The organism is Thermus sp. 2.9 (assembly GCF_000794385.1).
Taxonomy (GTDB): Bacteria; Deinococcota; Deinococci; order Deinococcales; family Thermaceae; genus Thermus; species Thermus thalpophilus.
In genome coordinates this window covers 1-23,773 of record NZ_JTJB01000010.1, presented here as the reverse complement: position 1 = coordinate 23,773, position 23,773 = coordinate 1, and the positions used below count along the sequence as shown (strand labels likewise).

General features: G+C 67.3%; 29 protein-coding genes and 1 pseudogene. 12 read left to right on the top strand and 18 right to left on the bottom strand.

The window, feature by feature from the left end; all coding sequences use genetic code 11:
* Positions 1 to 22: 22 nt before the first annotated feature.
* The 4 genes from QT17_RS04290 to QT17_RS04275 are packed head-to-tail and all read left to right on the top strand — an operon-like array spanning position 23 to position 3,429.
* On the top strand, positions 23 to 607 hold the full coding sequence (locus QT17_RS04290) for an FtsQ-type POTRA domain-containing protein (RefSeq protein WP_039456816.1): 585 nt from the start codon (positions 23 to 25) through the stop codon (positions 605 to 607).
* Positions 604 to 1,845, top strand: a complete 1,242-nt coding sequence (gene ftsA, locus QT17_RS04285) for a cell division protein FtsA (RefSeq protein ID WP_039456812.1) — start codon at positions 604 to 606, stop codon at positions 1,843 to 1,845. The genes QT17_RS04290 and ftsA overlap by 4 nt, the downstream gene beginning before the upstream one ends.
* Before the next feature lie 26 nt (positions 1,846 to 1,871).
* Positions 1,872 to 2,927: a cell division protein FtsZ gene (gene ftsZ / locus QT17_RS04280; protein WP_039456809.1), complete on the top strand. Its 1,056-nt coding sequence runs from the start codon at positions 1,872 to 1,874 to the stop codon at positions 2,925 to 2,927.
* A 1-nt stretch (position 2,928) separates the two neighbouring features.
* Positions 2,929 to 3,429 carry a crossover junction endodeoxyribonuclease RuvC gene (locus QT17_RS04275; RefSeq protein ID WP_039456807.1) on the top strand — a complete coding sequence of 167 codons (501 nt, stop codon included), beginning with the start codon at positions 2,929 to 2,931 and terminating at the stop codon, positions 3,427 to 3,429.
* Here the strand turns inward: QT17_RS04275 and QT17_RS04270 are convergent.
* The gene (locus QT17_RS04270; RefSeq protein WP_235283733.1) at positions 3,426 to 3,701 is read right to left on the bottom strand and encodes a response regulator transcription factor; all 276 of its coding nucleotides are present in this window, start codon (positions 3,699 to 3,701) and stop codon (positions 3,426 to 3,428) included. The genes QT17_RS04275 and QT17_RS04270 overlap by 4 nt on opposite strands.
* Positions 3,644 to 4,036 (bottom strand): sensor histidine kinase, encoded by a 393-nt coding sequence (locus QT17_RS04265; protein WP_039456804.1) that lies wholly within the window; start codon positions 4,034 to 4,036, stop codon positions 3,644 to 3,646. Before QT17_RS04265 ends, QT17_RS04270 begins: the two co-directional genes overlap by 58 nt.
* Before the next feature lie 106 nt (positions 4,037 to 4,142).
* Here QT17_RS04265 and QT17_RS04260 point away from each other — a divergent pair, with 106 nt between their 5' ends.
* The 4 genes from QT17_RS04260 to QT17_RS04245 all read left to right on the top strand — a co-directional run bounded on the left by QT17_RS04260 (position 4,143) and on the right by QT17_RS04245 (position 6,553).
* Positions 4,143 to 4,496: a hypothetical protein gene (locus QT17_RS04260; protein WP_235283730.1), complete on the top strand. Its 354-nt coding sequence runs from the start codon at positions 4,143 to 4,145 to the stop codon at positions 4,494 to 4,496.
* Positions 4,497 to 4,506: 10 nt separating this feature from the next.
* Positions 4,507 to 4,950, top strand: coding sequence for a hypothetical protein (locus QT17_RS04255; protein ID WP_039456798.1), 444 nt, complete (start codon positions 4,507 to 4,509; stop codon positions 4,948 to 4,950).
* A 158-nt stretch (positions 4,951 to 5,108) separates the two neighbouring features.
* A complete protein-coding gene (locus tag QT17_RS04250; protein ID WP_235283728.1) occupies positions 5,109 to 5,516 on the top strand; it encodes a DOMON domain-containing protein in 408 nt (135 codons plus the stop codon).
* Between the two features lie 128 nt (positions 5,517 to 5,644).
* On the top strand, positions 5,645 to 6,553 hold the full coding sequence (locus QT17_RS04245) for a DUF72 domain-containing protein (RefSeq protein WP_039456796.1): 909 nt from the start codon (positions 5,645 to 5,647) through the stop codon (positions 6,551 to 6,553).
* On the opposite strand, the gene rimM is transcribed toward QT17_RS04245, so the two are convergent.
* Genes rimM through ffh form a run of 4 tightly spaced genes read right to left on the bottom strand, consistent with a single transcriptional unit; the run spans position 6,550 to position 8,898 of the window.
* Positions 6,550 to 7,047, bottom strand: coding sequence for a ribosome maturation factor RimM (rimM, locus tag QT17_RS04240; protein ID WP_039456792.1), 498 nt, complete (start codon positions 7,045 to 7,047; stop codon positions 6,550 to 6,552). The two genes, QT17_RS04245 and rimM, sit on opposite strands and share 4 nt — an antisense overlap.
* Positions 7,048 to 7,056: 9 nt before the next feature.
* Entirely contained in the window at positions 7,057 to 7,275 is a 219-nt protein-coding gene (locus QT17_RS04235) for a KH domain-containing protein (RefSeq protein WP_039456790.1), read from the bottom strand.
* Between the two features lie 59 nt (positions 7,276 to 7,334).
* The gene (gene rpsP, locus QT17_RS04230; protein WP_039456787.1) at positions 7,335 to 7,589 is read right to left on the bottom strand and encodes a 30S ribosomal protein S16; all 255 of its coding nucleotides are present in this window, start codon (positions 7,587 to 7,589) and stop codon (positions 7,335 to 7,337) included.
* Positions 7,590 to 7,596: 7 nt separating this feature from the next.
* Complete coding sequence (ffh, locus tag QT17_RS04225; protein WP_039456782.1) at positions 7,597 to 8,898, bottom strand: signal recognition particle protein; 1,302 nt, start codon at positions 8,896 to 8,898, stop codon at positions 7,597 to 7,599.
* A gap of 208 nt (positions 8,899 to 9,106) precedes the next feature.
* Here ffh and mgtE point away from each other — a divergent pair, with 208 nt between their 5' ends.
* On the top strand, positions 9,107 to 10,456 hold the full coding sequence (gene mgtE / locus QT17_RS04220; protein ID WP_039456780.1) for a magnesium transporter: 1,350 nt from the start codon (positions 9,107 to 9,109) through the stop codon (positions 10,454 to 10,456).
* The gene (locus tag QT17_RS04215) at positions 10,453 to 10,851 is read left to right on the top strand and encodes an ADP-ribosylglycohydrolase (protein WP_039456777.1); all 399 of its coding nucleotides are present in this window, start codon (positions 10,453 to 10,455) and stop codon (positions 10,849 to 10,851) included. The genes mgtE and QT17_RS04215 overlap by 4 nt, the downstream gene beginning before the upstream one ends.
* Here the strand turns inward: QT17_RS04215 and queA are convergent.
* The 6 genes from queA to QT17_RS04185 all read right to left on the bottom strand — a co-directional run bounded on the left by queA (position 10,823) and on the right by QT17_RS04185 (position 16,593).
* Positions 10,823 to 11,878, bottom strand: a complete 1,056-nt coding sequence (gene queA, locus QT17_RS04210; protein WP_039456775.1) for a tRNA preQ1(34) S-adenosylmethionine ribosyltransferase-isomerase QueA — start codon at positions 11,876 to 11,878, stop codon at positions 10,823 to 10,825. The two genes, QT17_RS04215 and queA, sit on opposite strands and share 29 nt — an antisense overlap.
* Positions 11,875 to 12,411, bottom strand: a complete 537-nt coding sequence (locus tag QT17_RS04205; protein WP_039456773.1) for an NYN domain-containing protein — start codon at positions 12,409 to 12,411, stop codon at positions 11,875 to 11,877. Before QT17_RS04205 ends, queA begins: the two co-directional genes overlap by 4 nt.
* Positions 12,412 to 12,429: 18 nt before the next feature.
* Positions 12,430 to 15,003 (bottom strand): phosphoenolpyruvate carboxylase, encoded by a 2,574-nt coding sequence (locus QT17_RS04200; RefSeq protein ID WP_039456771.1) that lies wholly within the window; start codon positions 15,001 to 15,003, stop codon positions 12,430 to 12,432.
* The gene (locus tag QT17_RS04195) at positions 15,000 to 15,758 is read right to left on the bottom strand and encodes a TIGR00282 family metallophosphoesterase (protein WP_039456767.1); all 759 of its coding nucleotides are present in this window, start codon (positions 15,756 to 15,758) and stop codon (positions 15,000 to 15,002) included. Before QT17_RS04195 ends, QT17_RS04200 begins: the two co-directional genes overlap by 4 nt.
* Before the next feature lie 36 nt (positions 15,759 to 15,794).
* Complete coding sequence (locus QT17_RS04190) at positions 15,795 to 16,298, bottom strand: DsrE family protein (RefSeq protein WP_039456764.1); 504 nt, start codon at positions 16,296 to 16,298, stop codon at positions 15,795 to 15,797.
* 64 nt (positions 16,299 to 16,362) lie between these two features.
* On the bottom strand, positions 16,363 to 16,593 hold the full coding sequence (locus QT17_RS04185) for a hypothetical protein (RefSeq protein ID WP_039456760.1): 231 nt from the start codon (positions 16,591 to 16,593) through the stop codon (positions 16,363 to 16,365).
* Between the two features lie 22 nt (positions 16,594 to 16,615).
* Between QT17_RS04185 and QT17_RS04180 the strand changes: the two genes are divergently transcribed.
* On the top strand, positions 16,616 to 17,275 hold the full coding sequence (locus QT17_RS04180; protein WP_039456757.1) for a DNA repair protein RecO: 660 nt from the start codon (positions 16,616 to 16,618) through the stop codon (positions 17,273 to 17,275).
* Here the strand turns inward: QT17_RS04180 and greA are convergent.
* From greA to QT17_RS04165, 3 genes and pseudogenes are all read right to left on the bottom strand, one after another.
* Positions 17,270 to 17,740 carry a transcription elongation factor GreA gene (greA, locus tag QT17_RS04175; RefSeq protein ID WP_039457049.1) on the bottom strand — a complete coding sequence of 157 codons (471 nt, stop codon included), beginning with the start codon at positions 17,738 to 17,740 and terminating at the stop codon, positions 17,270 to 17,272. The genes QT17_RS04180 and greA overlap by 6 nt on opposite strands.
* A 57-nt stretch (positions 17,741 to 17,797) precedes the next feature.
* The gene (locus QT17_RS04170; RefSeq protein WP_039456755.1) at positions 17,798 to 18,538 is read right to left on the bottom strand and encodes an aminotransferase class IV; all 741 of its coding nucleotides are present in this window, start codon (positions 18,536 to 18,538) and stop codon (positions 17,798 to 17,800) included.
* Positions 18,535 to 20,398, bottom strand: a pseudogene (locus QT17_RS04165) (chorismate-binding protein). The gene QT17_RS04170 and the pseudogene QT17_RS04165 overlap by 4 nt, the downstream one beginning before the upstream one ends.
* Before the next feature lie 11 nt (positions 20,399 to 20,409).
* Here QT17_RS04165 and QT17_RS04160 point away from each other — a divergent pair.
* Positions 20,410 to 20,931, top strand: coding sequence for a Uma2 family endonuclease (locus QT17_RS04160; protein WP_039456752.1), 522 nt, complete (start codon positions 20,410 to 20,412; stop codon positions 20,929 to 20,931).
* Here the strand turns inward: QT17_RS04160 and QT17_RS04155 are convergent.
* Genes QT17_RS04155 through QT17_RS04145 form a run of 3 tightly spaced genes read right to left on the bottom strand, consistent with a single transcriptional unit; the run spans position 20,928 to position 23,623 of the window.
* On the bottom strand, positions 20,928 to 21,761 hold the full coding sequence (locus QT17_RS04155) for a CoA transferase (protein WP_039456749.1): 834 nt from the start codon (positions 21,759 to 21,761) through the stop codon (positions 20,928 to 20,930). The two genes, QT17_RS04160 and QT17_RS04155, sit on opposite strands and share 4 nt — an antisense overlap.
* Positions 21,733 to 22,461: a 3-hydroxyacyl-CoA dehydrogenase gene (locus QT17_RS04150; RefSeq protein ID WP_039456747.1), complete on the bottom strand. Its 729-nt coding sequence runs from the start codon at positions 22,459 to 22,461 to the stop codon at positions 21,733 to 21,735. The genes QT17_RS04155 and QT17_RS04150 overlap by 29 nt, the downstream gene beginning before the upstream one ends.
* 7 nt (positions 22,462 to 22,468) lie before the next feature.
* Positions 22,469 to 23,623: a thiolase family protein gene (locus QT17_RS04145; protein WP_039456744.1), complete on the bottom strand. Its 1,155-nt coding sequence runs from the start codon at positions 23,621 to 23,623 to the stop codon at positions 22,469 to 22,471.
* Between the last annotated feature and the right edge of the window lie 150 nt (positions 23,624 to 23,773).

Genomic DNA, 23,773 nt, shown 5'->3' with positions numbered 1-23,773 from the left:
GGGGTAAAGCCAAGGGGGTAAGATGAACCTAGTGCGCGCGCTCCTCCTCGTGCTCCTCGCAGCCACCCTCTATGTGGGAAGCCTGGTCCTTTTCCCCGTGGAAAAGGTGGAGGTGGTGGGTCTGCGCCACCTGAAGGAGGAGGCGGTCCTGGCCAAGGCCGGCCTTTACCCCGGCGCCCCCTGGCTTTGGATCCTTCCCAGGCGGCTTTCCCCCCTCCTCCAGGACCCCTGGGTGGCGGAGGCGCGCTTGGAAAAGCCCAAGCCCGGGGTGGTGCGCCTCTTGGTGCGGGAGCGGGAGCCCTTCTTACCCCTGGCGGACGGCGCCGCTTTGGCAAAAGACGGCACCCTCCTTCCCGGCGGGGCCCCCCACGCCCGGGGGCCTAGGGTGGAGGGGAAGGGGCCCCTTCCCAAGGAGGCGCTTTTGGCCCTGGCCAAGGCCTACAAGGGCGCCAAACGGCTCCGTTACACCCCGGCGGGTTTCTACGTGGAGCTTCCCGGCACCGTCCTTTTTGCCCCAAGCGCCGAACTTCTGCTAGAGTATGCCCAAGCGACCTGGCCTAAGGGCCACGTGTACCTGTATTCTTGGGGGGTGAGTTTACGCCCATGATTATCGCGGGATTGGACGTCGGCACCAGCAAGGTCACCACCGTCATCGGGGAGCTGGCCCCCGATGGCGTCTTGGACATCATCGGGGAAGGTACCGTCCCCTCCCAGGGCCTGCGGCGGGGCGTGGTGGTGAACCTGGAGCGCACCACGGAGGCCATCCGCCAGAGCGTCCACCAGGCGGAACGGGTGGCGGGGGTCAAGGTGGAGCGGGTGATCCTCTCCGTGGGCGGGCCGCACCTGAAGAGCGTCACCAGCCACGGCCTGGCCGCCATCCGCCGGGGGCAGAGCATCACCGAGGCCGACGTGGAGCGGGCCGTGGAGCAGGCCAAGGCCTACCCCTTTGACGCAGAGCAGGAACTCCTTCACGCCCTCCCCCTGGAATTCAAGGTGGACGGCCAGGAGGGGATCCGGGACCCCGTGGGCATGGCGGGGGTGCGCCTTGAGGTGGACGTTCACCTCGTCGCCGCCGGGCGGGGTCCCTTGGCTAACCTGCGCCGGGCGGTGGAAGCGGCGGGCCTCGAGGTGGAGGCCCTGGTGGCCCAACCCCTGGCCAGCGGCCTCGGCGTCCTTTCCCCGGAGGAGGAGCACATGACCATCCTCCTCCTGGACGTGGGCGGGGGCACCACGGACGTGGCCGTCTTCCGGGAGGGCAGGCTCGCCCACTCCGCCGTTTTGCCCCTTGGGGGGGACCACGTGAGCCAGGACATCGCCCAGCTCCTCAAGATCCCCTTTGAGGAGGCGGAAAGGGTGAAGCGCAAGTACGGGGCGGCGCTTCCCGAGTTGGCCGACCCCGAGCTCGTCTTGGAGATCAACCAAGAAGGGGGCTCCCTGGGCGAGGTGCCCGCCCCGGAGCTCGCCCGAATCATCCGGCCCAGGCTTCGGGAAATCCTCCACTTGGCCCGCCAGTCCGTGGACGAAACCCTGGGGCCCTTGGAAATCCGGGTGAACCGGGTAGTCCTCACCGGGGGCACGGCCCTCCTCAGGGGCTTTGACCTCTTGGCAAGGCAGCAGTACGGGCTTCCCGTGCGCCTGGGCAAGCCCCAGGGGGTATCCGGGCTCACCGACGTGGTGGCCACCCCCGCCCACGCCACCGCCGTGGGCCTGGTGCGCCACGGGGCCACCTTGCCCGCCCGGGCGACGGAGCCCAAGCGCCTGCAAAAACGGGAAAAGAAAGAGGAAGGCGCCAAGGCCGAGGGGCTTTGGGCCCGCATCAAGGAAATTCTGAACAACTTATTTTAGGCATGATTCAAGGAGAGGGGGCAGAGATGGAAGGAGCGGTCATCAAGGTCATCGGGCTCGGGGGGGCGGGGAACAACGCCGTTAACCGCATGATTGAGGCGGGGCTTCAAGGGGTGGAGTTCATCGCCGCCAACACCGACGCCCAGGTCCTGGCCAAGAGCCTGGCGGACGTGCGCATCCAGCTGGGGGAGAAGCTCACCCGGGGCCTGGGGGCGGGGGCCAATCCGGAAATCGGGGAAAAGGCGGCCCAGGAGGCGGAGGACCTCATCGCCGAGGCCTTGGAAGGGGCGGACCTGGTCTTCATCACCGCCGGCATGGGGGGCGGTACCGGTACGGGCAGCGCCCCCATCGTGGCGGAGATCGCCAAGCGCCTGGGGGCCCTCACCGTGGCCGTGGTGACCCGCCCCTTTAGCTTTGAAGGCCCCAAAAGGCTCAAGGCGGCGGAGGAGGGCATCAAGCGCCTCAAGGAGCGGGTGGACGCCATGGTGGTGGTGCAAAACGACCGCCTCCTCTCCGCCGTGGACAAGAAGATGACCCTTAAAGACGCCTTCCTCATCGCCGACCGCGTCCTCTACCACGGCGTGAAGGGCATCACCGACGTCATCAACCTCCCCGGCCTCATCAACGTGGACTTCGCCGACGTGAAGGCCCTCTTGGAAGGGGCGGGCCAGGTCCTCATGGGCATCGGGGCGGGCCGCGGGGAAAACCGGGTGGAGGAGGCGGCCAAGACCGCCACCATGAGCCCTCTCCTGGAGCGCTCCATTGAGGGGGCGAAGAGGCTTCTCCTCAACGTGGTGGGCTCGGAGGACCTCTCCCTCATGGAGGCGGCGGAGGTGGTGGAGCGGGTGCGGGAGGCCACGGGTAACGAGGACGTGGACATCCTCTACGGCGTCACCTACGACGACCGCGCCCAGGACGAGCTTCGGGTCATCCTCATCGCCGCCGGCTTCGGCGAGAGCACCGTGGTGCCCAAGCCCATCCGCCCCGTGGACTTCCCCACCCACGCCGACCCCTACAACTTTGATATCCCCGCCTTCATCCGCTACGGGGACGGGGACTACCCGCCCAAACGGGGCAACTGAGGTGGTGGTGGCGGGCGTGGACCCCGGGATCACCCACTTGGGCCTCGGGGTGGTGGCGGTGGAAGGAAAAGGGGCCCTAAAAGCCCGGCTCCTCCACGGGGAGGTGGTGAAGACCTCCCACAAGGAAAAGGCGGAGGCGCGGGTGGGCCGCATCCACGCCCGGATCAAGGAAGCCCTCCTCCGCTTCCGACCCGAGGCCCTGGCGGTGGAGGAGCAGTTCTTCTACCGGCAAAACGAGCTCGCCTACAAGGTGGGCTGGGCCTTGGGAGCGGTGTTGGTGGCGGCCTTTGAAGCGGGGGTGCCGGTCTACGCCTACGGGCCCATGCAGGTGAAGCAGGCCCTGGCCGGGCACGGCCACGCCGCCAAGGAGGAAGTGGCCCTGATGGTCCGGGGGATCTTGGGCCTCAAGGAGCCCCCAAGCCCAAGCCACCTGGCGGACGCTTTGGCCATCGCCCTCACCCACGCCTTTTACGCCCGGATGGCGGCGGCCAAGCCCCTTTAGCCCGAAAGCCAACCCCGGCGTACGGCGTAGCGCAAGAGGTCGCTCCGGGTCTTCAGGCCGAGCTTCTCCATGCCCCGTTCCCGGTAGGTGGCCACGGTCTTTTCCGAGATGGCCAAGCGCTTGGCCACCTCTTTGTGGAAAAGACCTTGGGCGAGGAGACGTAAGGCTTCCTCCCGCCCTTCCCGGTGCACCATCTCCACGGCGGGGCTCGGGTTCAGGTACCGCTCCCCCCGGGCCACCGCCAAAACGGCGTCCACGCGTTCGTGGCCCACCGCCGGGGGCTACCCGAGCGGCGGGCCACGTTGGTGAGGGCCTCCTGCACCACCCGGTACACCGCGGTTTCCGACTCCTCGGGCAAAGGCCGGCGCAGATGAAAGGAAAGGTCCGCCTCAATCCCCGTGCGTTGGGCGAACTTCCGCACGTACCGCACCAAGGCGGCCGCCAGACCCGGGCGGTCCAAGACCGAGGGCCTCAGGTCCAGGCCCAGACGCCGCAACTCGGCCAGGGTGTAGCGGGCCAGTTCCTTGAGCGCCCGGACCCCTACCTGAAGGACACCCCCCGGGGTACCCCGGGGGACAAATCTCCCGCATACCTGTGATAAGGTCATGACAGGGGTTAGGAGGTGAAGGGTGATACCCGCCTTTAGAAGCGCAAGCAATCCAACTCAGTGGGCGCTAGAGTTCATCCGCTTGGTGATGCTTCTCCTCTGCCTGGTGGGCTGGGTGATGTACCCCTTAGAGCTCCTCCTCCTGGGGCACTGGACAGAGAGTTGGCAGAGCAAGATCCCCTTCTTTGTGGCCGTGCCGGGCTTTGTCTTCACCCTCTGGGTGCTTTTTGACCGCAAGACCCCGTGGGTGCGCCTTGCCTTCATCCTCACCATGTGGGCTTCCATCTTCATCGGGATTTTGGGGGCCTACTTCCACCTGCTTTGGAACTTTGAGGGTGAGGTGGCGTGGGAGTTTGAGGCGGCCATGAAGGCCATGGCGGGAAGCCGCCCGGTGCTGGCGGCCTTGGCCTTCACCCACATGGGGGTGACGGGGCTCCTTGCCATCTACCGGGCCCGTTAGGAGGTGCGCCGTGATTGAAGCCCTGATCCGCGCCAAGACCGAGGAGGAAAGGCTTTTGGAGTTCTTGCGCTCCACCTTCCTCCTGATCGCCCTAGTGGGGTTTGCCTTTTACGGCATGGAGCACTGGGTCCTGGACCACTGGACGGAAAGCTGGCAGAGCCGGATTCCATTCTTCGTTTCCCTCGTGGGGTTTCCCCTCACCCTCCTCATGTTCTTCCACCGGGGCAAGTGGGTGCGCTACCCCTTCCTCCTCTGGATGCTTGTCAGCGTGGCCACGGGCATCCTGGGCGCCTACTTCCACCTGCTTTGGAATGCCCAGGATGCGGAGGTAAACCTTTTCACCCTTCGGGGCTTCTTGGAGGCCTTTGAAGGCAGTCGGCCGGTTTTGGCGGCCTTGGCCCATACCCACGTGGGCGCTGTGGCCTTCGTGGTGGGGATAACCATAAAGGACTAGCGGAGGTGCAGGATGAAGCGAAGCATCCTTTGGCTTTTGGTTCTGGCGTTCGGCGCGGCCTTGGCCCAGGCTCCCAAGATAGACGGCAAGATCACCAGCGGGGAGTACGCCAAAAACTACAAGCACGAGAAGAGCGGCGTACGCTCTACTGGAGCGTGGTGGGGGATACGCTGTATCTGGCCCTCGAGGGCGAAAGCAAGGGCTGGATCGGCATCGGCTTCCTGCCGGAAAAAACCGACAAGAAGAAGGGAGCGGACCAGTACCTCTTTTACATGGACGGTGGCAAGCTGGTCGCCTTGGACATGTACCAAGTGAAGCGCACGGGCTCGCCCTCCCCCGACGAGAAGGAGGGCGGCAAGAACTCCATCCTGGCCGCCGCCGCCACCTACGAGGGCACCAAGTGGACGGTGGAGTTTAGCCGCAGGCTGAAGACCGGGGAGGCCACCGACGTGGAGATCGTCCCTGGGCGGAAGCTCCTGGTGCTCCTGGCCCACTCGGAAAAGATGGACCCCAAGGAGGAACACAAGAAGACGGAACGCTGGTACCTGGAAGACTTCGCCTTCTAAGGCGGGCAAGCCTGGACCCGGGCATGGTCCGGGTCCTTTTGTTTGCCCTCCTGGGCACCGCCTTCGGCCCGCCCGCCGCCTGGAAGACGAGGGGGCTGCCCGCCGCTTAAAGGGCTTACCATGAAGGTGTGGCGGAAATCCGGGTGGGCACCGCCAGTTGGACGGACGAAACCCTCTTGGCCTCGGGCTGGTACCCGCCCGAGGTAAAGGGGCACCCGGAAAAGCGCCTCCGGTACTACGCCCAGCACTTTGACACCGTGGAAGTGGACAGCACCTTCTACGCCCTCCCCCGGCCCGAGGTGGTGCAAAAGTGGGCGGAAAGGACCCCGGAGGGCTTCCTCTTTCACGTGAAGGCTTATTCCGCCTTCACCGGGCACGGCCTCGAGGCCCAAACCCTCCCCAAGGACCTCCGCTCCCTTCTTCCGCGGCAGGAAGGCCACCTGGCGCAGCGGGAGGTGCCGGGAGAGGTGATGGAGGAGGCTTGGAACCGCTTCTTCGCCGCCTTGGAGCCCCTGAGGCAGGCGGGCAAGCTGGGCTACCTCCACTTCGGCCTTCCCCCTTGGACCGAACCCAAGCCCCGAAGCTTCCAGTACCTGGAACGCTTGGCGGAAAGGACGAAGGGCTACTGGGTGGCGGTGGAGTTCCGCAACCCCAAGTGGTACACCGCCTGGGGGTTCGTAAGAAAGGAGCTACTCCGGCTTGGCCTCATCCACGTGAGCGTGGACGCCCCGCCCCACCCCGAAGCCCCCCCAAGGGTCCTGGAGCCCACCCACCCCGTGAGCGTCCTCCGGTGCCACGGCAGAAACGCCGAAACCTGGAAAGGCCCCCACACCAAGCCCTACGAGCGCTTTAACTGGCGGTACTCCGAGGAAGAGCTCCGGGATCTAGCCCAGGCCACCCGAACCTTGGCGGAGCGGGCGGAGAAAGTCTTCGTGATCTTCAACAACAACTACGGCACCCAAGGCGTGGAAGCTGCCTTGAAGCTCAAACACCTTTTGGACCTCAGCCATCAACCCCCGGAGGAAAACCTCCTCTAAGCTTCCTCATCAAAGAGGCCGGGGATGGGCTCCACGTGGATCCCTTCCGCCTCCACCCGCACATAGGGGGCTTGCAGGGGAATGAGCCGCTCCGCCCGATCGCGAAGCCGCTCCCCCACCCCCCGCACCACCAAGACGTCCTGGGCCCCGGCGTCCAGGATGTCCACCACTTCCCCCACCTGAACGCCTCCCACGAAAACGGGAAGGCCCATGAGGGCGAAGTAGTAGTACTGCCCTTCCTCCAAGGGGGGAAGGTCCTCCACCTCGGCGTAGACGCGAAGGCCCACCAAGGCCTCCGCCAGCTCCCGTGTGGTAACCCCCGCCAGGTGGACCACCACGTCCCCCGCCACCTGGTAGAGGTCCTCCACCGCCCGCCAGCCGTGCCCTTCCACGTACACTCGTTCCAGGTGGGCCACCACCGGCTCCCCCCGGAACTTCAGGCCGCCTTGGAGGGCGTAGGGGGCGCCAAAGCGACCGATCTCCACCAGGCGCATACCCTTAGTTTAGCGCACCTCCACCCCCACCTTGCGCTTGGCGTAGGCCCGCACCAGGGTGCGGATGGCCTCTATCACCCGGCCCTGCTTGCCAATGAGCCGCCCTTTGTCCTCCTGCGCCACCTCCACCAGGTAGACCAGGCCCTCCCGGGTGCGCCGCTCTTGCACCCTCACCGCCTCGGGGTGGTCCACCACGCTTTTGGCCAGGTACTCCACCAGGTCCTTCATGCCTCCATGGTAAAGGAAGAAGGCGGGGCCCCCGCCCCGCCCAACGCCAGGGAAAGGGCCTAGACCTCCTGCCGGAAAACCCCCGCCTGGCGCAAGAGCCGGCGGGCGGTGTCCGTGGGCTGCGCCCCCACGGAAAGCCAGTACTTGGCCCGCTCCACGTCCACCTTGAGCCAGTCGGGGGTGGTCTTGCGGGGGTCGTAGTAGCCGATCTTTTCAATGTACGCCCCGTCCCGCTTCCTGCGGCTATCGGTGACCACGATGCGGTAGTGGGGGTTGTGCTTGGAGCCAAACCGGGAAAGCCTGATCTTAACCATGCCTCGTCTACCTCCTGAACATTCCCATGAGTCCCCGGCCCTTGCGCTTTTCCAGGGACTTCATCAGGGCCTTGGTTTCCTCAAAAGACTTGATGAAGCGGTTCACCTCCTGGACGGTGGTGCCGCTCCCCTTGGCGATGCGCTTGCGCCGGGAGCCGTTCAGGATGCGGGGGTCCTTGCGCTCCTCCGGCGTCATGGAAAGGACGATGGCCTCCAAGCGCTTGATGGCCCTTTCGTCCACCTGGACCCCCTGAAGGACCTTCCCCATCCCCGGGAGCATGCCCAGGATCTCGGAGAAGGAGCCCAGGCGCTTGAGATTTTGCAGTTGCCTGAGGAAGTCCTCCAGGGTGAGGTCCTTGGCGGCCTTAGGGGCTTCCGCCTCGAGGCCCGCCTGCCGCACCTTCTCCGCCAGGGTGGCCACGTCCCCCATGCCCAGGATGCGGCTGGCGAGCCGCTCGGGGTAGAAGGGCTCCAGGCCCTCCGGGCGCTCGGAAACCCCGGCGAAGTAGATGGGCTTGCCCGTGACGTGCCGCGCGGAAAGCGCCGCTCCACCCCGGGCATCCCCATCCAGCTTGGTGAGGACGAGGCCCGTGACCCCGATGCGCGCGTCAAAGGTCTTGGCCACGCCCAGGGCCTCCTGCCCGGTCATGGCGTCCAGGACCAGGAGGACCTCGTCGGGGCGCATGACCTCCTTGAGGCGGAAAAGCTCGGCCATGAGGGGCTCGTCAATCTGCAGGCGGCCGGCGGTGTCCACCAAGATCAGGTCCCGGGCCTCCAGGCGGGCCTTCTCCTCCACCCGCCGGCGGATGGACTCCGGGGACTCCCCGTCCATCACCTCCAGGACCGGCACCCCCACCTTCTCCCCCAAAAGCCGTAGCTGCTCCCGGGCGGCGGGGCGCTGGGTGTCGGCGGCCACCAGGAGGGGACGGCGCCCCTTGCCCTTGTAGTAAAGGGCGAGCTTGGCGGCGGTGGTGGTCTTGCCCGAGCCCTGAAGCCCCACCAGGAACCAGAGGTTCTTGTCCTTGAGAACGGGGAGCTTGGCCTCGCCCCCCAGGGCCTCCTTGAGGGCCTCGTACACCGTGGCCAGGATGACCTCGGCGGGGGTGAGGCTTTCCAAGACCTTTTGGCCCAAAGCCCTTTCCCGCACCCCCTCCACGAAGCTCCGGGCCACCTCCAGGTTGACGTCGGCATCCATGAGGGCCCGGCGGATCTCCCGCAGGGTGGCCTTCAGGTCCTCCTCGGTGATCCGCCCCCGGCCCCGGAGCCGGTCTATGGCTTCTTGTAGGCGCGCCGCTAGCTGGGCAAACATGGTGTGCACGGCCCCCAGGCCGGGCTCCAGGATAGGCCATGGCCCTTGAGCGTGTCAACCTCAATTTTTCCTACATTTCTAGCGGGCAAGGTTGACGGGGCCCAGGCCAGGGAATACCCTGGGAAAGGTTATGTTAGGGCCCTTGCCCTCGAGTCCTAAGCGCTGAGGGCCGCCCGCAGGCGGCCTTCAGCCAGAAAGGAGGCCGCCTGTGGAAACCACCCTTTCCCCCCTTCTCCAAGCCCTGGAAGACGGCGACACCCTCAAGCTCAAAAGCCTCCTGGAAGAGGTCCACCCCCAGGACCTCCTGGAGCTTTGGGACGAGCTTAAGGGCGAACATCGCTACGTCCTCCTGACCCTGCTCCCCAAGGACAAGGCGGCGGAGGTCTTCTCCAACCTCCCCCCCGAGGCCCAGGCGGAGTACCTCAAAACCCTGCCCCCCTGGCGCACCCAGGAGCTTCTGCAGGAGCTTTCCCTGGACGACCTGGCGGACGCCCTCCAGGCGGTGGAGGAGGAGGACCCCGAGCTTTACCGCAAGCTCAAGGAGGCCCTGGACCCCAAGACCCGGGCCGAGGTGGAAGAGCTCACCCAGTACGAGGAGGACGAGGCGGGCGGCCTCATGACCCCCGAGTACGTGGCGGTGCGGGAAGGGATGACGGTGGAGGAGGTCCTCCGCTTCCTGCGCCGGGCGGCCCCGGACGCGGAAACCATCTACTACCTCTACGTGGTGGACGAGGCGGGCCGGCTAAAGGGGGTGCTCTCCCTACGGGACCTCATCGTGGCCGACCCCAAAACCCGGGTGCGGGAGATCATGAACCCCAAGGTGGTCCACGTGCGCACGGACACCGACCAGGAGGAGGTGGCCCGCCTCATGGCGGACTACGACTTCACCGTCTTGCCGGTGGTGGACGAGGAAGGCCGCCTCGTGGGCATCGTCACGGTGGACGACGTCCTGGACGTTTTGGAGGAGGAAGCCACCGAAGACATCCACCGGCTCGCCGCCGTGGACGTGCCCGACCTGGTCTACAGCCAAGCCTCCCCCATCATCCTGTGGCTCGCCCGGGTGCGTTGGCTCGTCATCCTCATCCTCACGGGGATGGTGACGAGCTCCATCCTCCAGGGCTTTGAAAGCCTCCTGGAGGCGGTGACCGCCTTGGCCTTTTACGTGCCCGTGCTCCTGGGCACCGGGGGGAACACGGGCAACCAGTCCGCCACCCTCATCATCCGCGCCCTGGCCACCCGGGACCTGGACCTGAAGGACTGGCGGAGGGTGTTGCTAAAGGAGAGCGTGGTGGGAAGCCTGCTCGGCCTGACCCTCGCCCTGTTGCTCCTGGGCAAGGTGGTGCTGGACGGGCACGCCGCCTTGGCCCCGGTGGTGGGGCTCGCCCTCTTCCTTTTGGTCCTCTTCGCCAACCTGGTGGGGGCCATGCTCCCCGTGGTCCTGAGGCGGTTTGGGGTGGACCCCGCCTTGGTCTCCAACCCCTTGGTGGCCACCCTCTCCGATATCTCCGGGCTCCTCATCTACCTCACCGTGGCCCGGCTCCTTTTGAACCTGGCATGAAGCGGCTCCGCACGCTGGTGGAGTGGAGCAAGGGGAGCCCCTTGCGCTACGCCTTCAAGGGAGGAAGGCTCGTCCTTGTGGGCGAGGACGCCCCGGCCCCGGTGAACTACGGCTTCGTCCCCGGCCTCCTCAACCCCGCGGACGGGGAGGAGGTGGACGCCTGCTACCTGGGGCCTCCCCTCCCTCCAGGCACCGAGGCGGTAGGGTTCCTCATAGGCATGGTGGCCCTTTCCGACGGGGACCACAAGCTGGTCCTCTCGCCCGAGCCAAGCCCCCTGGACCCGGAAGCCTTAGCCCCCCTCCTCGCCTGGTTTGCCCCCGAGCGCAAGCCCACCCTCCTCGAGGCCGAGGCCGCCTGGGCTTGGCTCATGCACCTTCAGGGCGGGGAAGGATGAGCATGGCATCCCCCAGGGAGTAAAAGCGGTACCCCTCCGCCACCGCCAGGCGGTAGGCCTCGAGGGTCCGCTCCCGCCCCAAGAAGGCAGCCACCAGCATGAGGAGGGTGGAGCGGGGCAGGTGGAAGTTGGTGAAGAGGGCGTCTATGGCCCGGAAGGTGTAGGGCGGGCGGATGAAGAGCCTGGTCTCCCCCGCCCCTGGCACCACCCCTTCCCCTTCGTGCCAAGCGCTCTCCAGGGCCCGCACCACCGTGGTCCCCACCGCCACCACCCTGCGCCCCTCGGCCCGGGCGCGGTTCACCGCTACGGCGGTGGCCTCGGGGATCTCAAAGGGCTCAGCGTGCATCTCGTGCTTCTCCACCTCCCCCTTGATGGGGCGGAAGGTGCCGGGGCCCACGTGGAGGGTGAGGAAGCAAAGCTCCACCCCCATGGCCGCCAAGCGGTCCAGAAGCTCGGGGGTGAAGTGGAGGCCGGCGGTGGGGGCGGCCACGGACCCCGGGCGCTTGGCGTACACGGTCTGGTAGCGCTCCAAAGGGATCTGGGCCTTGATGTAAGGGGGGAGGGGCACCTCCCCCACCGCTTCCAGGTGGGCGGCCAAATCCCCTTGGAAGCGGAGAAGCCGCACCCCATCGGGCTCCACCCCCACCACCTCCGCCTCAAGGCCCTCCACGGGCCCTAAGTCCTTGGGGGAAAGGAGCGCCAGCCTTGTGCCCACGGGCGCCCTCCGGGCCGGGCCCAAAAGGGCCTCCCAAAGCCCCGGGGCCTTCTCCCGCACCAAAAGGATCTCCACCCGGCCCCCCGTGGGCTTTTGGGCCAGGAGGCGGGCGGGGATCACCTTGCTCTCGTTGAAGACCAACACGTCCCCCGGGCGTAAAAAGGCGGGGAGGTCCCGCACCCGCCGGTGGTCCACCCTGAAGGGGCCTTCCCGGTAGACCACCATCATCCGGGCGGCGTCCCGGGGCTCCACCCCCGCCTGGGCGATCTGCTCGGGGGGCAGGTGGTAATCGTAGAGGTCAAGCTCGCTCATCCGGCATTCTTCGGCTCCATGAAGGGGTTGGGGATGTCGGGGAGGTGGACGAAGCGGTCCACGGCGTCAATGAGCTTCTGGGCGGTGGTTTCGCGGAAGGCGATCACCTCCACCCGGATGCCCCGCTCCATGAGGACCTCGAGGATCTCCACGAAGTCCCCGTCACCGCTTCCCAAAACCACCACGTCCAAATAGGGCATGAGCCGCACCATGTCCGCGGCGATGCCCATGTCCCAGTTCCCCTCGTAGATGGGTTTGCCGCCCTCCCCCACCTCCTTCACCGTGAGGTACATGCGCCGCACCCGGTAGCCGATGGTGGAGAGCTTGTAAATAAACGGCCAGGCGGAGGTGTCCCCCTCCTTCTCCACCACGTAGGCGGTGGCCCGCACCAGGCGCCTTCCCCCCACGGCATAGCGGAGGAGGCTTTCAAAGTTGACGTTGCGCTCGTAGTAGTCCCGGGCGGAATGGTACAGGTTCTGGGTGTCCACGAAAACGCCCACCCGCTGGTCCTGGTGGTGGCCAAGGGGTTCCATCGCCCCCATCATACCGGTCTAGCCGGCGTTCCTGAGCCCCGCCGCCACCCCCAGGAGGGAAAGGAGAAGGGCCCGCCGCAAGCCCTCGTCCTCCCGGCCCCCGGGGGCCCGGTAGCGGCGGAGGAGCTCCGCCTGAACGAAGTTGATGGGGTCCACGTAAGGGTTCCTGAGGCCGATTTGCCGCTCCAGGGTCTTTTGGTTGTGAAGCAAGGGGGCCTCAAAAATGGCCTGCAGAAGGTCCACGGTCTTCTGGTACTCCTCCGCCAGGTGCTGGAAGAAACCCCGAAGCCCCTCGGGCACCAGGCGCAGGTACAAGGCGGCGATCCCCAGGTCCGCCTTGGCCAAGGCCATGGCAGCGCTTTCCAAGGTGGTGGCGAAGAAGGGCCACTCCCGATACATGGCCTGGAGGAGGGAAAGGGGAAGGCTTTCCAAGGCGGAAAGCCCGTACCACCCCGGCAGGAGCAGGCGCACCTGGGTCCAGGCCATGACCCAAGGGATGGCCCGCAGGTCCCGGATGTCCCGCACCCGGCCGTGGCGGTAGACGGGGCGGCTGGCGATGGGAAGCTCGCCGATCTCCCGGATGGGGGTAAAGGCCTCAAAAAAGGGGAAAAACCCTTCCTGCTGGAGGAGCGCCCGGTAGCGCTCCATGCTCCTTTCCCCCGCCTCCCAAAGGGCCTGACGGAACTCGGGCCTGGGCTCCACCCCCTCCCCCAAGGCCGCCTGGGCGAAGTGGAAGAGGAGCTGTTCCAGATGGCGCACCGCCAGGTCCGGGTGGGCGTAGCGGTCCGCCAGGGCCTCCCCCTGCTCCGTGAGGCGGAGGCGGCGCCCCACGCTCCTTACGGGGAGGCTGGCGATGGCCCGGCCCGCCGGCCCCCCACCCCGGGCGGTGGAGGTGCCCCGGCCGTGGAAAAAGAAAACGGGAACACCCTCCGCCTCCCCCACGGCGTGGAGGGCCTCTTGGGCCTCGTAAAGGGCCAGGTTGGCCATGAGGAAGCCAGCGTCCTTGTTGGAGTCGGAGTAGCCGATCATCACCTCCACCCCGCCCCGCCCCTCGGCGTGGGCGCGGAAGACGGGGTTTTGCAGGAGGCGCTTTAGGACCCCAGGGGCCCGGTTCAGGTCCTCCAGGGTTTCAAAGAGGGGGACCACGTCAAAGGGAAGGGGCTTTCCCGGGCGGTAAAGCCCCACCTCCCGGGCCAGGAGGAAGACGGCGAGGAGGTCGGCGGGGTGGTGAGTCATGGAAACCACGTGGGCCCCCTTGTCCCCCCAGGCCCTAAGCGCCCCCAAGGCCACCCGCAAGGCCTCCCCTTGGGGCGACTCCCCCACGGGCAGAAGGGGGCGGGGGGTCTTGAGCTCCTCGGTGAGGAGGGCTTCTTGCTCCTCCGGGGCCAGGGAAAGGAAGGCGCCGTGGACACCCCCCAGGCGCAAAAGCTCCGCCGCCGCCTCCAATAGCTTCCCCGACTCCTCCCTAAGGTCCAAGGGGGCGAGTTCCAAGCCGAAGGCGGAAAGTCTCGCCTCCAAGGGTTTCAGGAAGACCTCCGCCACCTGGGCGAGCCCCACCCCCTCTAGCCCCTTTTCCGCCACCCTTAGGGCCCGGGCAAGGTCCTCGGTGGAGAGGGCTTCCCCCTCCAGGGCCCGGTAAAGGGCGGCGAAGTAGCGGCGGTAGGGCTCCCCGGGGAAGCGCTCCACGCCCTCCCCGCCTGCCCGCACCTCCTTGGGCACGGGCAGGCGGGCCTCGGAAAGGGAAAGGTCCCGCACCAGGCCCCCAAGCGCCTCCAGGAACTTTTCCCGCGCCGCTGTCCTGGCGTAGCGGCTGGCGAAGGCGGTGACCTCTGGGGTGACGTAGGGGTTCCCGTCCCGGTCGCCGCCGATCCAACTGCGGAAGCGCACCGGGCTTTGGAGGCGGGGGCGCCGGCCGTAAACCCGCTCCAAGGCGGCCTCGAGGCCCGCCACCACCTTGGGGATGGCCTCCCACAAGGTGGTGGGCAGGTAGTAGAGCCCCCCCTTGATCTCGTCCTCCACGCTGGGCCTCGCCTTGCGCACCTCCTCCGTGGCGTAGAGGAGGGCGACCCGGGCCGCAAGGCGCGCCCGGTCCTCGCCTTCCAGCTCCTCCTGCAACCTTTCCAAGTGGTGCCGCAAGGTGCGGCGGCGGGTTTCCGTGGGGTGGGCGGTGAAGGTGAGGACAAGCTCCAGGCGGTTCAGGTGCGCCTCCGCCTCCTCCAGGGAAAGCCCCCGGGCCTTCAGGGCCTGGGCCAGGGCCAAGAAGCCCTCGGGCCTGGGGTTTTCCGGGGTTTCCGCCTGGGCCCTTAGGCGGTTCACCCGCACCCGGTGCCGCTCCTCCGCCAGGTTCACCAGGTGGAAGTAGTGGGTAAAGGCCCGCACCAAAGCCTCTGCCTCCTCCACGGAAAGGCCCTCCACCCGCCGCAACAGGGCCTCCCCCGCCCCCGCCTCCCCTTGGCGCCGCCCCTTGGCCAAGAGGCGCACCTCCTCCACCAAGGCGAAGAAGCGCTCCCCGGAAACCTTTCTGATGGCCTCCCCCAGCAGGCGGCCTAAGAGGTCCACCTCGGCTTTGAGGAGCTCAAAGGGGTCGCTCACGGCTCCTCCCACACGTACGGGCTTATGGAAACCGGCTTACCCCCTTCCAAAACGAGCTCCGTGGCGTGCAGCCGCGCCTTGCCCTGGGCGGCGCGGAAGGGCTGGGGCCGGCCGGTGAGGAAGCGGGCCAGGAAGGTCTCTACCTCGCCGCCGATGATGGACTGGTAGGTGCCGGTCATGCCCACGTCGGTCTGGTAAAGCGTTCCCTTGGGAAGCCGCATGGCGTCCAGGGTGGGCACGTGGGTGTGGGTGCCCAAAACGGCGGCCACGCGCCCATCCAGGTAGTGGGCCAGGGCCATCTTCTCGCTGGTGGCCTCGGCGTGGACCTCCACCAATACATAGTCCGCCTTCTCTTGGGCCAAAAGGGCGTCCAGGGCGCGGAAGGGGTCGTCCAGGGGGTCCATGAAGACCCGGCCCATCACCTGGACGAAGAGGAGGGTTTCCCCGTTGGCGCTAAGCCGCCACCAACCCCGACCCGGGGTGCCTGGGGGGTAGTTGAGGGCCCGCACCACGGGTTCCTTCTCCAAAAGCTCGTACACCTCCCTGTGGTCCCAAGCGTGGTTGCCCAAGGTGACGAGGTCCACCCCCGCCTCCCGCAAAAGGCGGTAGGAGCGCTTGTCTAGGCCTTTGCCCTTGGCGGCGTTTTCCCCGTTGGCGATGACCAGGTCGTACCGGTCCCGGATGTCCGGCAGGTGCAGGCTCACCGCCCGAAGACCGGGCTCGGCCATCACGTCCCCGATGAATAAAAGCCGCATGGGGGCATTATATGGCCCCCACGAGGCCCTCGAGGTCTAACCCACCTTGATGTAGGCGTACCCCTTCGCTTGCAGCTCTCCCAAGGCCCCAACCCCGGAGGGCACCCACTTTAAGAACTCGTCGGGCCGAAGCTTGTCTTTAGGAATGTTGTTGCGGGCGAAGGTGATTTCGCAAAGGTAGTACTCCACCCCCAGTTGGGCCAGCTGCTTCACGCGGCTAAAGATGGCCTCGCGGTCATACTGGGCGTTGGCCCAGGGCGTGCCCTCCAAGTCCTTGAGAAAGAACTGCACCCCCGCCCCGTGGGCGACCACCACGATTTTCACCTTGAAGGGGTCGTTGTCGTACACGGACAGGTGGTTGCTGATGTTGGTAAGCATCTGGCCGAAGCGGTTGGGATCGCCAAAGTCCGCGTGGTAGATCACGGAGATGGGCGCTTCCTTCTTGAAGTCTTTATACTCAACCCGCTCGTTGGCCTGAGCCCGCAACAAGGCTCCCGCCCCCAACCAAGCCCCCAGGCGAAGCAAAATCCTTCTATCCACGAAACATCACCTCCCCCTGGCGTTCAGGGGGAGGCTAAACCATGGGTGGAGTGCTGTCAAGAGCTCAGGCGCTTCGCTTCTGCAGGAAGTAAACCACGCCGTACCCGATGCCCGCCAGGATGAGGAGGGGGATGGCGTACACCAACAGGGTCCAGATAAGACCGGAAAGGGCGAGGAGGACCTTGCCCAAAAAGCTGAACACCCATCCCCCCACCCAGAGGGCGAGGAGGACCCCCACCACCACCAAAAGGCCCAAAACCACCCACTCCAGGATGTCCCTTAGGCTCCGTTCCATGCCTTCAGCATACACTGGGAACGTGGAGCGCTACCGGTTGGAAGAGGGCGTGGTGGTGGGGCGGAAGGCCCTGCCCCAGGGGGATCTTCTCCTCCGCTTCGTCACGCCCCAGGGGAGCCTCGAGGCCGTGGCCAAGAAGGGCCTGCGGCCCACGGGCCGCTCGGGGCGGCTTTCCCTCTTCCACCACGTGCGCTTCCAGGTCTATGCCAGAAAGGAAGGCCTCCCCACCCTGACCCAGGCGGAGCTTTTGGGTAGGCTTTTTGGCCTGGAAGAACCCCGCCGCTACCTTTACGCCTCCTTCTTGGCGGAGCTCGCCTACCGCCTGGCCTCCCCCGAGGCGGCGCCCAAGGTTTACCCCCTCTTCGTTTCGGGCCTCCGGGGCATCGCCAAGCACGCAAACCCCCTCCTCCCCCTGGTTTGGGCCGGGTGGCGGGTGGTGAAGGCGGGGGGGCTCGCCCCCAATCTCCTGGGCCCGGGGCTTCACCTCAAGGAGGGGCGGCTCGCCGAGGAGGGGGTGTACCTGGGGGAAAAGGGGGTGGAGGCCCTTCGCGCCGTCCTCCACCTCCCAGGGGGGGAGGCTCTGCCCTACCTGGAAGAAGCCCCCTTGGACCGGTTATTCCTTGCCCTCAAGCGCCACGTGGAGGAGGCCCTAGGCCCCTTGCGGAGCGCAAGCCTCCTATAGGGGCTTGATCTCCAAGATGGTGTAGACCTGGGCGCCCTTCTTGCCCCGGATCTCCACCACGTCCCCCACCTTCTTGCCCAAAAGGGCCTGGCCTAGGGGGGACTCGTCGGAGATTTTGCCGCTAAAGATGTCCGCCTCGTGGCTCCCCACGATGGCCAAGGAAAGTCTTTCACCCGCCTCCGTTTCCAGCTCCACCTGGCAGCCCAGGGCCACCTCCTCGTAGGTGCCGTTCCCCTCCACCACCACCGCCCGGGAGAGGAGGTCTTCCAGCTGGGCGATGCGGGCCTCGTTCTGCCACATGGCCCGCCGCGCCTCGTCGTATCCGGCGTTTTCCCTGAGGTCGCCCTCCTCCAGGGCCTGCTCAAAGTCGGCGGAGATCTCCTGCCGCTTGGTGGTCTTCAGGTGGTGCAGTTCCTCCTGAAGGCGCCTATAACCTTCGGGAGTGAGGTAAACCGGCTTCTTCATGCGCATCCCTCCGGGTAAAAAGGGGCACCAGCCCAAGGCCTTGGGCTGGCGGTACCGCTATTCAGTATAGCAGGCGGGAAGGAAAGCCTCCACAAGGGGAAGAAGGGCCTCCTCCGGCTTCCCCACGGGCAAAAGCCCCACCCCGCTTCCCGCAAGGAAGAGGGTGCCGGAAAGCTCCTGAGGGCGCAAGAAGGCCCGCGCCACGGAAAGGCCAAGCTCCTTGGCCTTCTTGGCCACCTCCTCCCGGGTGATGCCCTCGAGGCCCCCCTCCAGCACGTATAGGGTGCCTTCCCGGAAAAGCAGGGGGCTCGTGCGGCTTCCGTCCACCACGTGCCCCCAGGCGTCCAGGAGGAGGCCCTCAAAGGCCCCCCGCGCCTCGGCCCACCTTTGGGCCAGGCGGTAGGGCAGGTAGTTGCCCGTCTTGTAGGGGGCGAGGTCCGGGTGGACGCGGTAGGGGGTGAGGACCGCCTTCACCCCCTCCCGGTAGGCGCTTTGGGGAGGCGGGGTGTAGGGCCTGGCCTCCGCAAGCCGCACCCCTTCCCCCACAGTAAGCCGCACCCGCAGGCAGGAAGCGCCTGGGAAGTGGGCGAGGAGGGCTTGAAGGTCCTTTAGGAAAGCCCCGTCCCCCGGGTAGGGGAGGCCCAGGGCCTGGGCGTGGCGGCGCAGGCGGAAGAGGTGGGCCTCGAGCCAGAGGGGCTCACCCCTTTCCACCCGCAAGGTGGTGAAGACGCTTGCCCCGTGGTAGCAGAAGGCCTCGGGCCAGGGGCCGGCAAGGGGTTCGCCGTTTAGAAGCCTCATGCCACCTCCAAGAAGCGGGCCAAAAGCTCCATGCCCCAAGGGGAGAGGATGCTTTCGGGATGGAACTGAACGCCAAAGGCCTTTTTCCCGTCCCAAAGGGCCATGGGCACGCCGTCTTCCGTCCAGGCCAGGAGGCGGAGGGAAGGGGGAAGGCGCCTTAGGGCCAGGGAGTGGTAGCGGGCGAAGGGCAAGGGGTTGGGAAAGCCCCTAAAGAGGGCCTCGCCCCTGTGGAAGACCAGGTGGGCCTCCCCGTGAACTGGGGCCTCGCGGTAGAGCTCCCCCCCCAAGGCCACCCCCAGGGCCTGGTGGCCCAGGCAGACGCCCAAGAGGGGGATGCCCTCCCTCAACGCCCTTTCCGTCCACGCCAGGACCTGGCCCGCCGTGTAGGGGTCCTTGGGCCCCGGGCCCACCACCAGGTGGGTAAAACCGGAAAGGTCCGGGGCCTCCTCCTGGTCCACCACGTGGACCTCCGCCCCCAGGGCCCGGAGGTAGTCCACCAGGTTGTAGCTGAAGGAGTCCCGGTTCTCCAGGAAGAGCACCCGGGCGCGAAGCCGCCTCGGGGGAGGCGGGGGGCCCCAGGAGGCGGTGGCCTTAGGGGGATGGGGCCTGGCCCCCGGCCTGCCCCGCTCCAGGGCCAGGAGGAGGCTTTGCGCCTTGTGCAAGGTTTCCTCGTACTCCCGCTCGGGCAAAGAGGCGATGACGATCCCCGCCCCGGCGGAGAAGAGCACCTCCTCCCCCACCTTCTGGAAGGAGCGGATGAGGATATTAAAGTCCGCCCCCCGGCCCGAGACGTAGCCCAGGCTTCCCGTGTAGGCCCCCCGGGGCACGGGCTCCAAGTCCCGGATGGCCTCCATCACCGTGCCCTTGGGAGCCCCGGTGATGGTGCCCCCGGGGAAGAGGCTGCGGAAGACCGCCCCCAAGGGGGCACGGGTGTACCCCTCCACCTCGGAGACCAGGTGCATCACGTGGGCGTAGCGCTCCACGGTGAAAAGCTCCCGCACCCGCACCGTGCCCGGGAGGGCCACCCGGGCCAGGTCGTTGCGCAGGAGGTCCACCAGCATGGCGTGCTCCGCCCGCTCCTTGGGCGAGGAAAGGAGCTCCGCCTCCAAGGCCAGGTCCTCCGCCTCCGTCCTCCCCCGGGGCCGGGTGCCGGCGATGGGCCGGGCGAGGAGGTGGCCGCCCACCTTCTGGAAGAGCCGCTCTGGGCTTCCCGAGACCACGGCCCACCCTTCCCCCTCCAAGAGGCCCATGAAGGGGGAAGGGTTTAGCGCCCGGAGGCGGGCGTAGAGGAGAAGGGGGTCCACGGCGCCCAGGAGGCGGAAGCGGTGGGAGAGGTTCACCTGGTAAACCACCCCGGCCCGGATCCTTTCCTGGACCTCCGCCACCCCCCGCAGGAAGGCCTCCCGGGGAAAGTCGGAGACCAAGGGGTACGGGGGCAAGGGGGGCGGGGTGTAGGGGAGGGGCCGCAGGGCAAAAGAGGAGCGCGCCACGAGCCTTCCCTCCAGGAGGGCGTAGCCCTCGGGGTAGTAGAGGAAGGCCGCCTCGGGGAGGCCGGGGAGGGGAGCGTGGGTGGGAAGGCCCAGGTGGCGGGCGAACTCGTAGGCGAAAAAGCCGATCCAGGCGGGGAAAAAGCCCTTCCCCAAGCCCTTATTCAGGTAGCGGAAAAGGTCCAGGGCCTCCCCCACCCGCCTCCCGTCCAGGTAAAGCCGGCCCTCCAGGACCTCGAGGCGGTGCCTTGGCCTCACCCCCCAGGAGGGAAAGGCGGGAAAAGGGGGTGCGGGGCCCCAAGGACTCCAAAAGGGCGGGCCTTAGGCCCAGGGCCCGGGCGGCGTGGTAAAGCCCCAGCACGGCCCCGAGTATACTCAGGGGAGATGGTCAAGCACCGCTTCACCGTGGAGGCCTACCACAAGGCCTACGAGGCGGGGGCGCTCCCCGAGCGGGTGGAGCTCTTGGAGGGGGAGGTTTACGCCGTGTCGCCCATGGGGAAGAACCACATCCGCTACCTCATCCACCTAACCAAGGTCTTTAGCGAGGCCTTCGGCGGGGAGGCGTTGGTGGCCTCCCAGATACCTCTCCGGCTTTCCGAAACCTCGGAGCCGGAGCCCGATCTCGTCCTCCTGGCACCCCCGGAAAGCCGGTACGACGAACGGCCGCCCACGGCGCAGGACGCCCTCCTCGTGGTGGAGATCGCCGACACCACCCTGGTCCAGGACCGCAGCCTGAAGCTTCCCCTCTACCAGAGGGCGGGGGTGCCGGAGGTCTGGCTCGTGAACCTGGTGGAGGAGGTCCTGGAGGTCTACGCCTTCCCCCACTACCACGGGGAGCGCCACCCCAAGGGGGAGAAGGTGGCCCCCAAGGCCTTCCCCCATAGGCCCCTCGCCTGGTGGGTCTAGCCCCGCACCCGCCTCAGGGGAAGCCCCTCCTCCTTGGCCCAGGCCTCGAGGGCGTGGGCGGGCCGCTCGGCGAAGAAGGCGAGGAGCTTGGCGTAGGCGGGGTTCTCCGGGGAAGCTGGGCTGAAGGCGGCCCCCAATAGTTCAGGAAGCCCCGCCCGCTGGCAGAACCGGGCCCAAAGGTGGGGCTCCAGGGCGGCCAGGGCCACCTCCCCTTCCTGGGTGGGGTAGACCCCGTAGCAGAGGACGGAGCCGTCCAAAAAGGGGATGGGCGGGTAGGCCACCGCCTTTACCGCCTCGGAGAGGGCCACCTCATAGACCCCGCCCCCAAGGAGCAGGCCCTTCAGGGCAGCGAGGGCCAAAGCGGAGGCCCCGGCCAGGTCAGCGAACTGGAAGGCCCGCCAGGGAAAGCGGCCCAAAAGCCCCGCCTCCGCCAGGTAGGTGAGGTCGTGCCCGGGGTCGTCCCCCTCGGGGTAGCCCCGAAGCCGGGCGTAGACCAGGCGGGGGTTATGCGCCAGGAGGACCTCTGGCCCCAGGCCGAGGCGTTCCATCACCCCGGGGCGGTTGGCCTCGAGGAGGATGGCCGCCTCCCCCACCAGCGCCAAAAGGGCCTCCCGCCCCTCCTCCGCCTTCAGGTCCAGGACCCGCACCTCCTTCCCGGCGTTTAGAAAGCGGTAAGCTTCCGGGGCCAACGCCTGCAAGGGGTCCCCGGCGGGGGGCTCCACCTTGAGGACGGAAAAGCCCAACTCCAAAAGGAGCTTCCCCGCCAAGGGCCCGGGCAGGAGGCGGGTGAGGTCCAAGACCTTACCGGGGGGCCATGCGCAAGGCGCCATCCAAGCGGATCACCTCCCCGTTCAGCATGGGGTTTTCCAGGACGTGGAGGACCAGAAGGGCGTACTCCTCCGGGCGGCCCAGTCGCTTGGGGAAGGGCACCTGCTCCGCCAGGGAGGCCCGCGCCTTCTCGGGAAGGCCCTGGAGGAGGGGGGTGTCAAAGAGGCCTGGGGCGATGGCCACCACCCGGATGCCCCACTCGGCGAGCTCCCTGGCGGCGGGGAGGGTGAGGGCCACCACGCCCCCCTTGCTTGCGGCGTAGGCCGCCTGGCCGACCTGCCCCTCGTAGGCCGCCACGCTGGCGGTATTCACGATGACGCCCCGCTGCCCTTCGGCATCGGGCAGGTTTTCCCGCATGGCGGAGGCCGCCAGGCGGAGGACGTTGAAGGTGCCCACCAGGTTCACCTCCAATACCTTGCGGAAGCTTCCCAGGTCATGGGGCCCATCCCGGCCCACAATTCTCTGGGCCAGGCCGATGCCCGCGGCGTTCACCACGGCGAAGAGGGGCCCACCCTCCCGTGCCAGGGCTAAAGCCCGGGCCACGTCCGCCTCCTCCCGCACGTCCCCCTCCACGTAAAGGAGGTCCTCTTCCCCTCGCTTTAGGTCCAGGACCACCACCCGGTAGCCCCTGGCCTTCAGGGCCAAGGCGGTGGCCCGCCCAAGTCCCGAGGCCCCACCCGTCACCAACGCGCTCCTTTCCATACCCCTCCTATAGCCTTTGGATCACCGTGGCCGTGGCCTGGCCGTGGCCGATGCACATCACCTGCAGGCCGAACTCCCCGTCCCGCCTTTCCAGCTCGTGGAGGAGCTTGGTCATGAGGATGGCCCCCGTGGCCCCCAAGGGGTGGCCCAGGGCGATGGCCCCCCCGTTTGGGTTCACCCTTTCGGGGTCCGGCTGAAACTCCTTGAGGAAGGCCAGGACCACGCTGGCGAAGGCCTCGTTCACCTCTATCACGTCCAGGTCGCTTAGAGCAAGCCCGGCCCGCTCCAAGGCCTTCCGCGTGGCGGGGAGGATCTCCAGAAGCTGCAGGGTCGGGTCCCCCGCCACCACCACCCGGGCCAGGAAGCGGGCCCGGGGCCTAAGGCCCAGGGCCAAGGCCTTTTCCCGTTCGCCCAGGAGCAAGGCCGCTGCCCCGTCCGAGATCTGGCTGCTGTTTCCCGCGGTGATGAGGCCGTCCTCCCGGAAGGCGGGCTTGAGGGCTAAGAGCTTTTCCAGGCTCGTGTCTGGGCGGATACCCTCGTCCCGCTTTAGGAGAAAAGACTTTCCCTCGGCGTCCAGGCCGGTGAGGGGAAGCATCTGGCTAAGGAAACGGCCCTCCTCCGTGGCCCTTTGCGCCCGGCGGTGGGAAAGGAGGCTCCACTCATCCAGGTCCCGCCGGGAAAACCCGTAAAGCCGGGCGATGCGCTCGGCGCTTTCCCCCTGGTGCACCAGCTCGTACTTGGCGAAGCGCTCGGGGTTCAGCGTGTGGAACCCGCCCCCGATGTCCGAGAACATGGGAACCCGGGTCATGCTCTCCACCCCCCCGGCGATGGCGAAGTCCAGGTCCCCGGCGGCGATGGCCTGGGCGGCGAAGTGCACCGCCTGCTGGCTCGAGCCGCACATGCGGTTCAGCGTCACCGCCGGCACCTCCTGGGGCAGGCGGGAAAGGAGGACGCCAAGCCGCCCCACGTTGGCCCCCTGCTCCCCCGCCTGGGTCACGCACCCGGTGATCACGTCCCCCACCCAGGTGGGGTCCAGGCCGCTTCGCGCCAAGAGGGCGTTCAAGACCTCGGCGTAAAGGGCGTCGGGCCGCCACGCCCTAAGGGCCCCGTTCCTTTTGCCGATGGGGGTGCGCACCGCCTCGAGGATCACCGCTTCCCTCATGCCCGCCTCCACAAGTGCTCCCGAAAAACAACACGCCCCTGGAAAGGGGGATTAGCTCGTCAAGCCGCAGCACCTTGGCACCGTAGTTTACCGGGCACCTTCCCTGGGTACAAGAATGGACCGCCCCTACCACATCCAAATCTGAATTTC

Coding starts and splice junctions, on each gene's coding strand:
- QT17_RS04290 (WP_039456816.1), top strand. CDS start 23: ATGAACCTAGTGCGCGCGCTCCTCCTCGTGCTCCTCGCAGCCACCCTC.
- ftsA (WP_039456812.1), top strand. CDS start 604: ATGATTATCGCGGGATTGGACGTCGGCACCAGCAAGGTCACCACCGTC.
- ftsZ (WP_039456809.1), top strand. CDS start 1,872: ATGGAAGGAGCGGTCATCAAGGTCATCGGGCTCGGGGGGGCGGGGAAC.
- QT17_RS04265 (WP_039456804.1), bottom strand. CDS start 4,036: ATGACCTTATCACAGGTATGCGGGAGATTTGTCCCCCGGGGTACCCCG.
- rimM (WP_039456792.1), bottom strand. CDS start 7,047: ATGCGCCTGGTGGAGATCGGTCGCTTTGGCGCCCCCTACGCCCTCCAA.
- QT17_RS04235 (WP_039456790.1), bottom strand. CDS start 7,275: ATGAAGGACCTGGTGGAGTACCTGGCCAAAAGCGTGGTGGACCACCCC.
- rpsP (WP_039456787.1), bottom strand. CDS start 7,589: ATGGTTAAGATCAGGCTTTCCCGGTTTGGCTCCAAGCACAACCCCCAC.
- ffh (WP_039456782.1), bottom strand. CDS start 8,898: ATGTTTGCCCAGCTAGCGGCGCGCCTACAAGAAGCCATAGACCGGCTC.
- QT17_RS04215 (WP_039456777.1), top strand. CDS start 10,453: ATGAAGCGGCTCCGCACGCTGGTGGAGTGGAGCAAGGGGAGCCCCTTG.
- queA (WP_039456775.1), bottom strand. CDS start 11,878: ATGAGCGAGCTTGACCTCTACGATTACCACCTGCCCCCCGAGCAGATC.
- QT17_RS04205 (WP_039456773.1), bottom strand. CDS start 12,411: ATGGAACCCCTTGGCCACCACCAGGACCAGCGGGTGGGCGTTTTCGTG.
- QT17_RS04195 (WP_039456767.1), bottom strand. CDS start 15,758: ATGCGGCTTTTATTCATCGGGGACGTGATGGCCGAGCCCGGTCTTCGG.
- QT17_RS04185 (WP_039456760.1), bottom strand. CDS start 16,593: ATGGAACGGAGCCTAAGGGACATCCTGGAGTGGGTGGTTTTGGGCCTT.
- greA (WP_039457049.1), bottom strand. CDS start 17,740: ATGAAGAAGCCGGTTTACCTCACTCCCGAAGGTTATAGGCGCCTTCAG.
- QT17_RS04170 (WP_039456755.1), bottom strand. CDS start 18,538: ATGAGGCTTCTAAACGGCGAACCCCTTGCCGGCCCCTGGCCCGAGGCC.
- QT17_RS04160 (WP_039456752.1), top strand. CDS start 20,410: ATGGTCAAGCACCGCTTCACCGTGGAGGCCTACCACAAGGCCTACGAG.
- QT17_RS04155 (WP_039456749.1), bottom strand. CDS start 21,761: ATGGCGCCTTGCGCATGGCCCCCCGGTAAGGTCTTGGACCTCACCCGC.
- QT17_RS04150 (WP_039456747.1), bottom strand. CDS start 22,461: ATGGAAAGGAGCGCGTTGGTGACGGGTGGGGCCTCGGGACTTGGGCGG.
- QT17_RS04145 (WP_039456744.1), bottom strand. CDS start 23,623: ATGAGGGAAGCGGTGATCCTCGAGGCGGTGCGCACCCCCATCGGCAAA.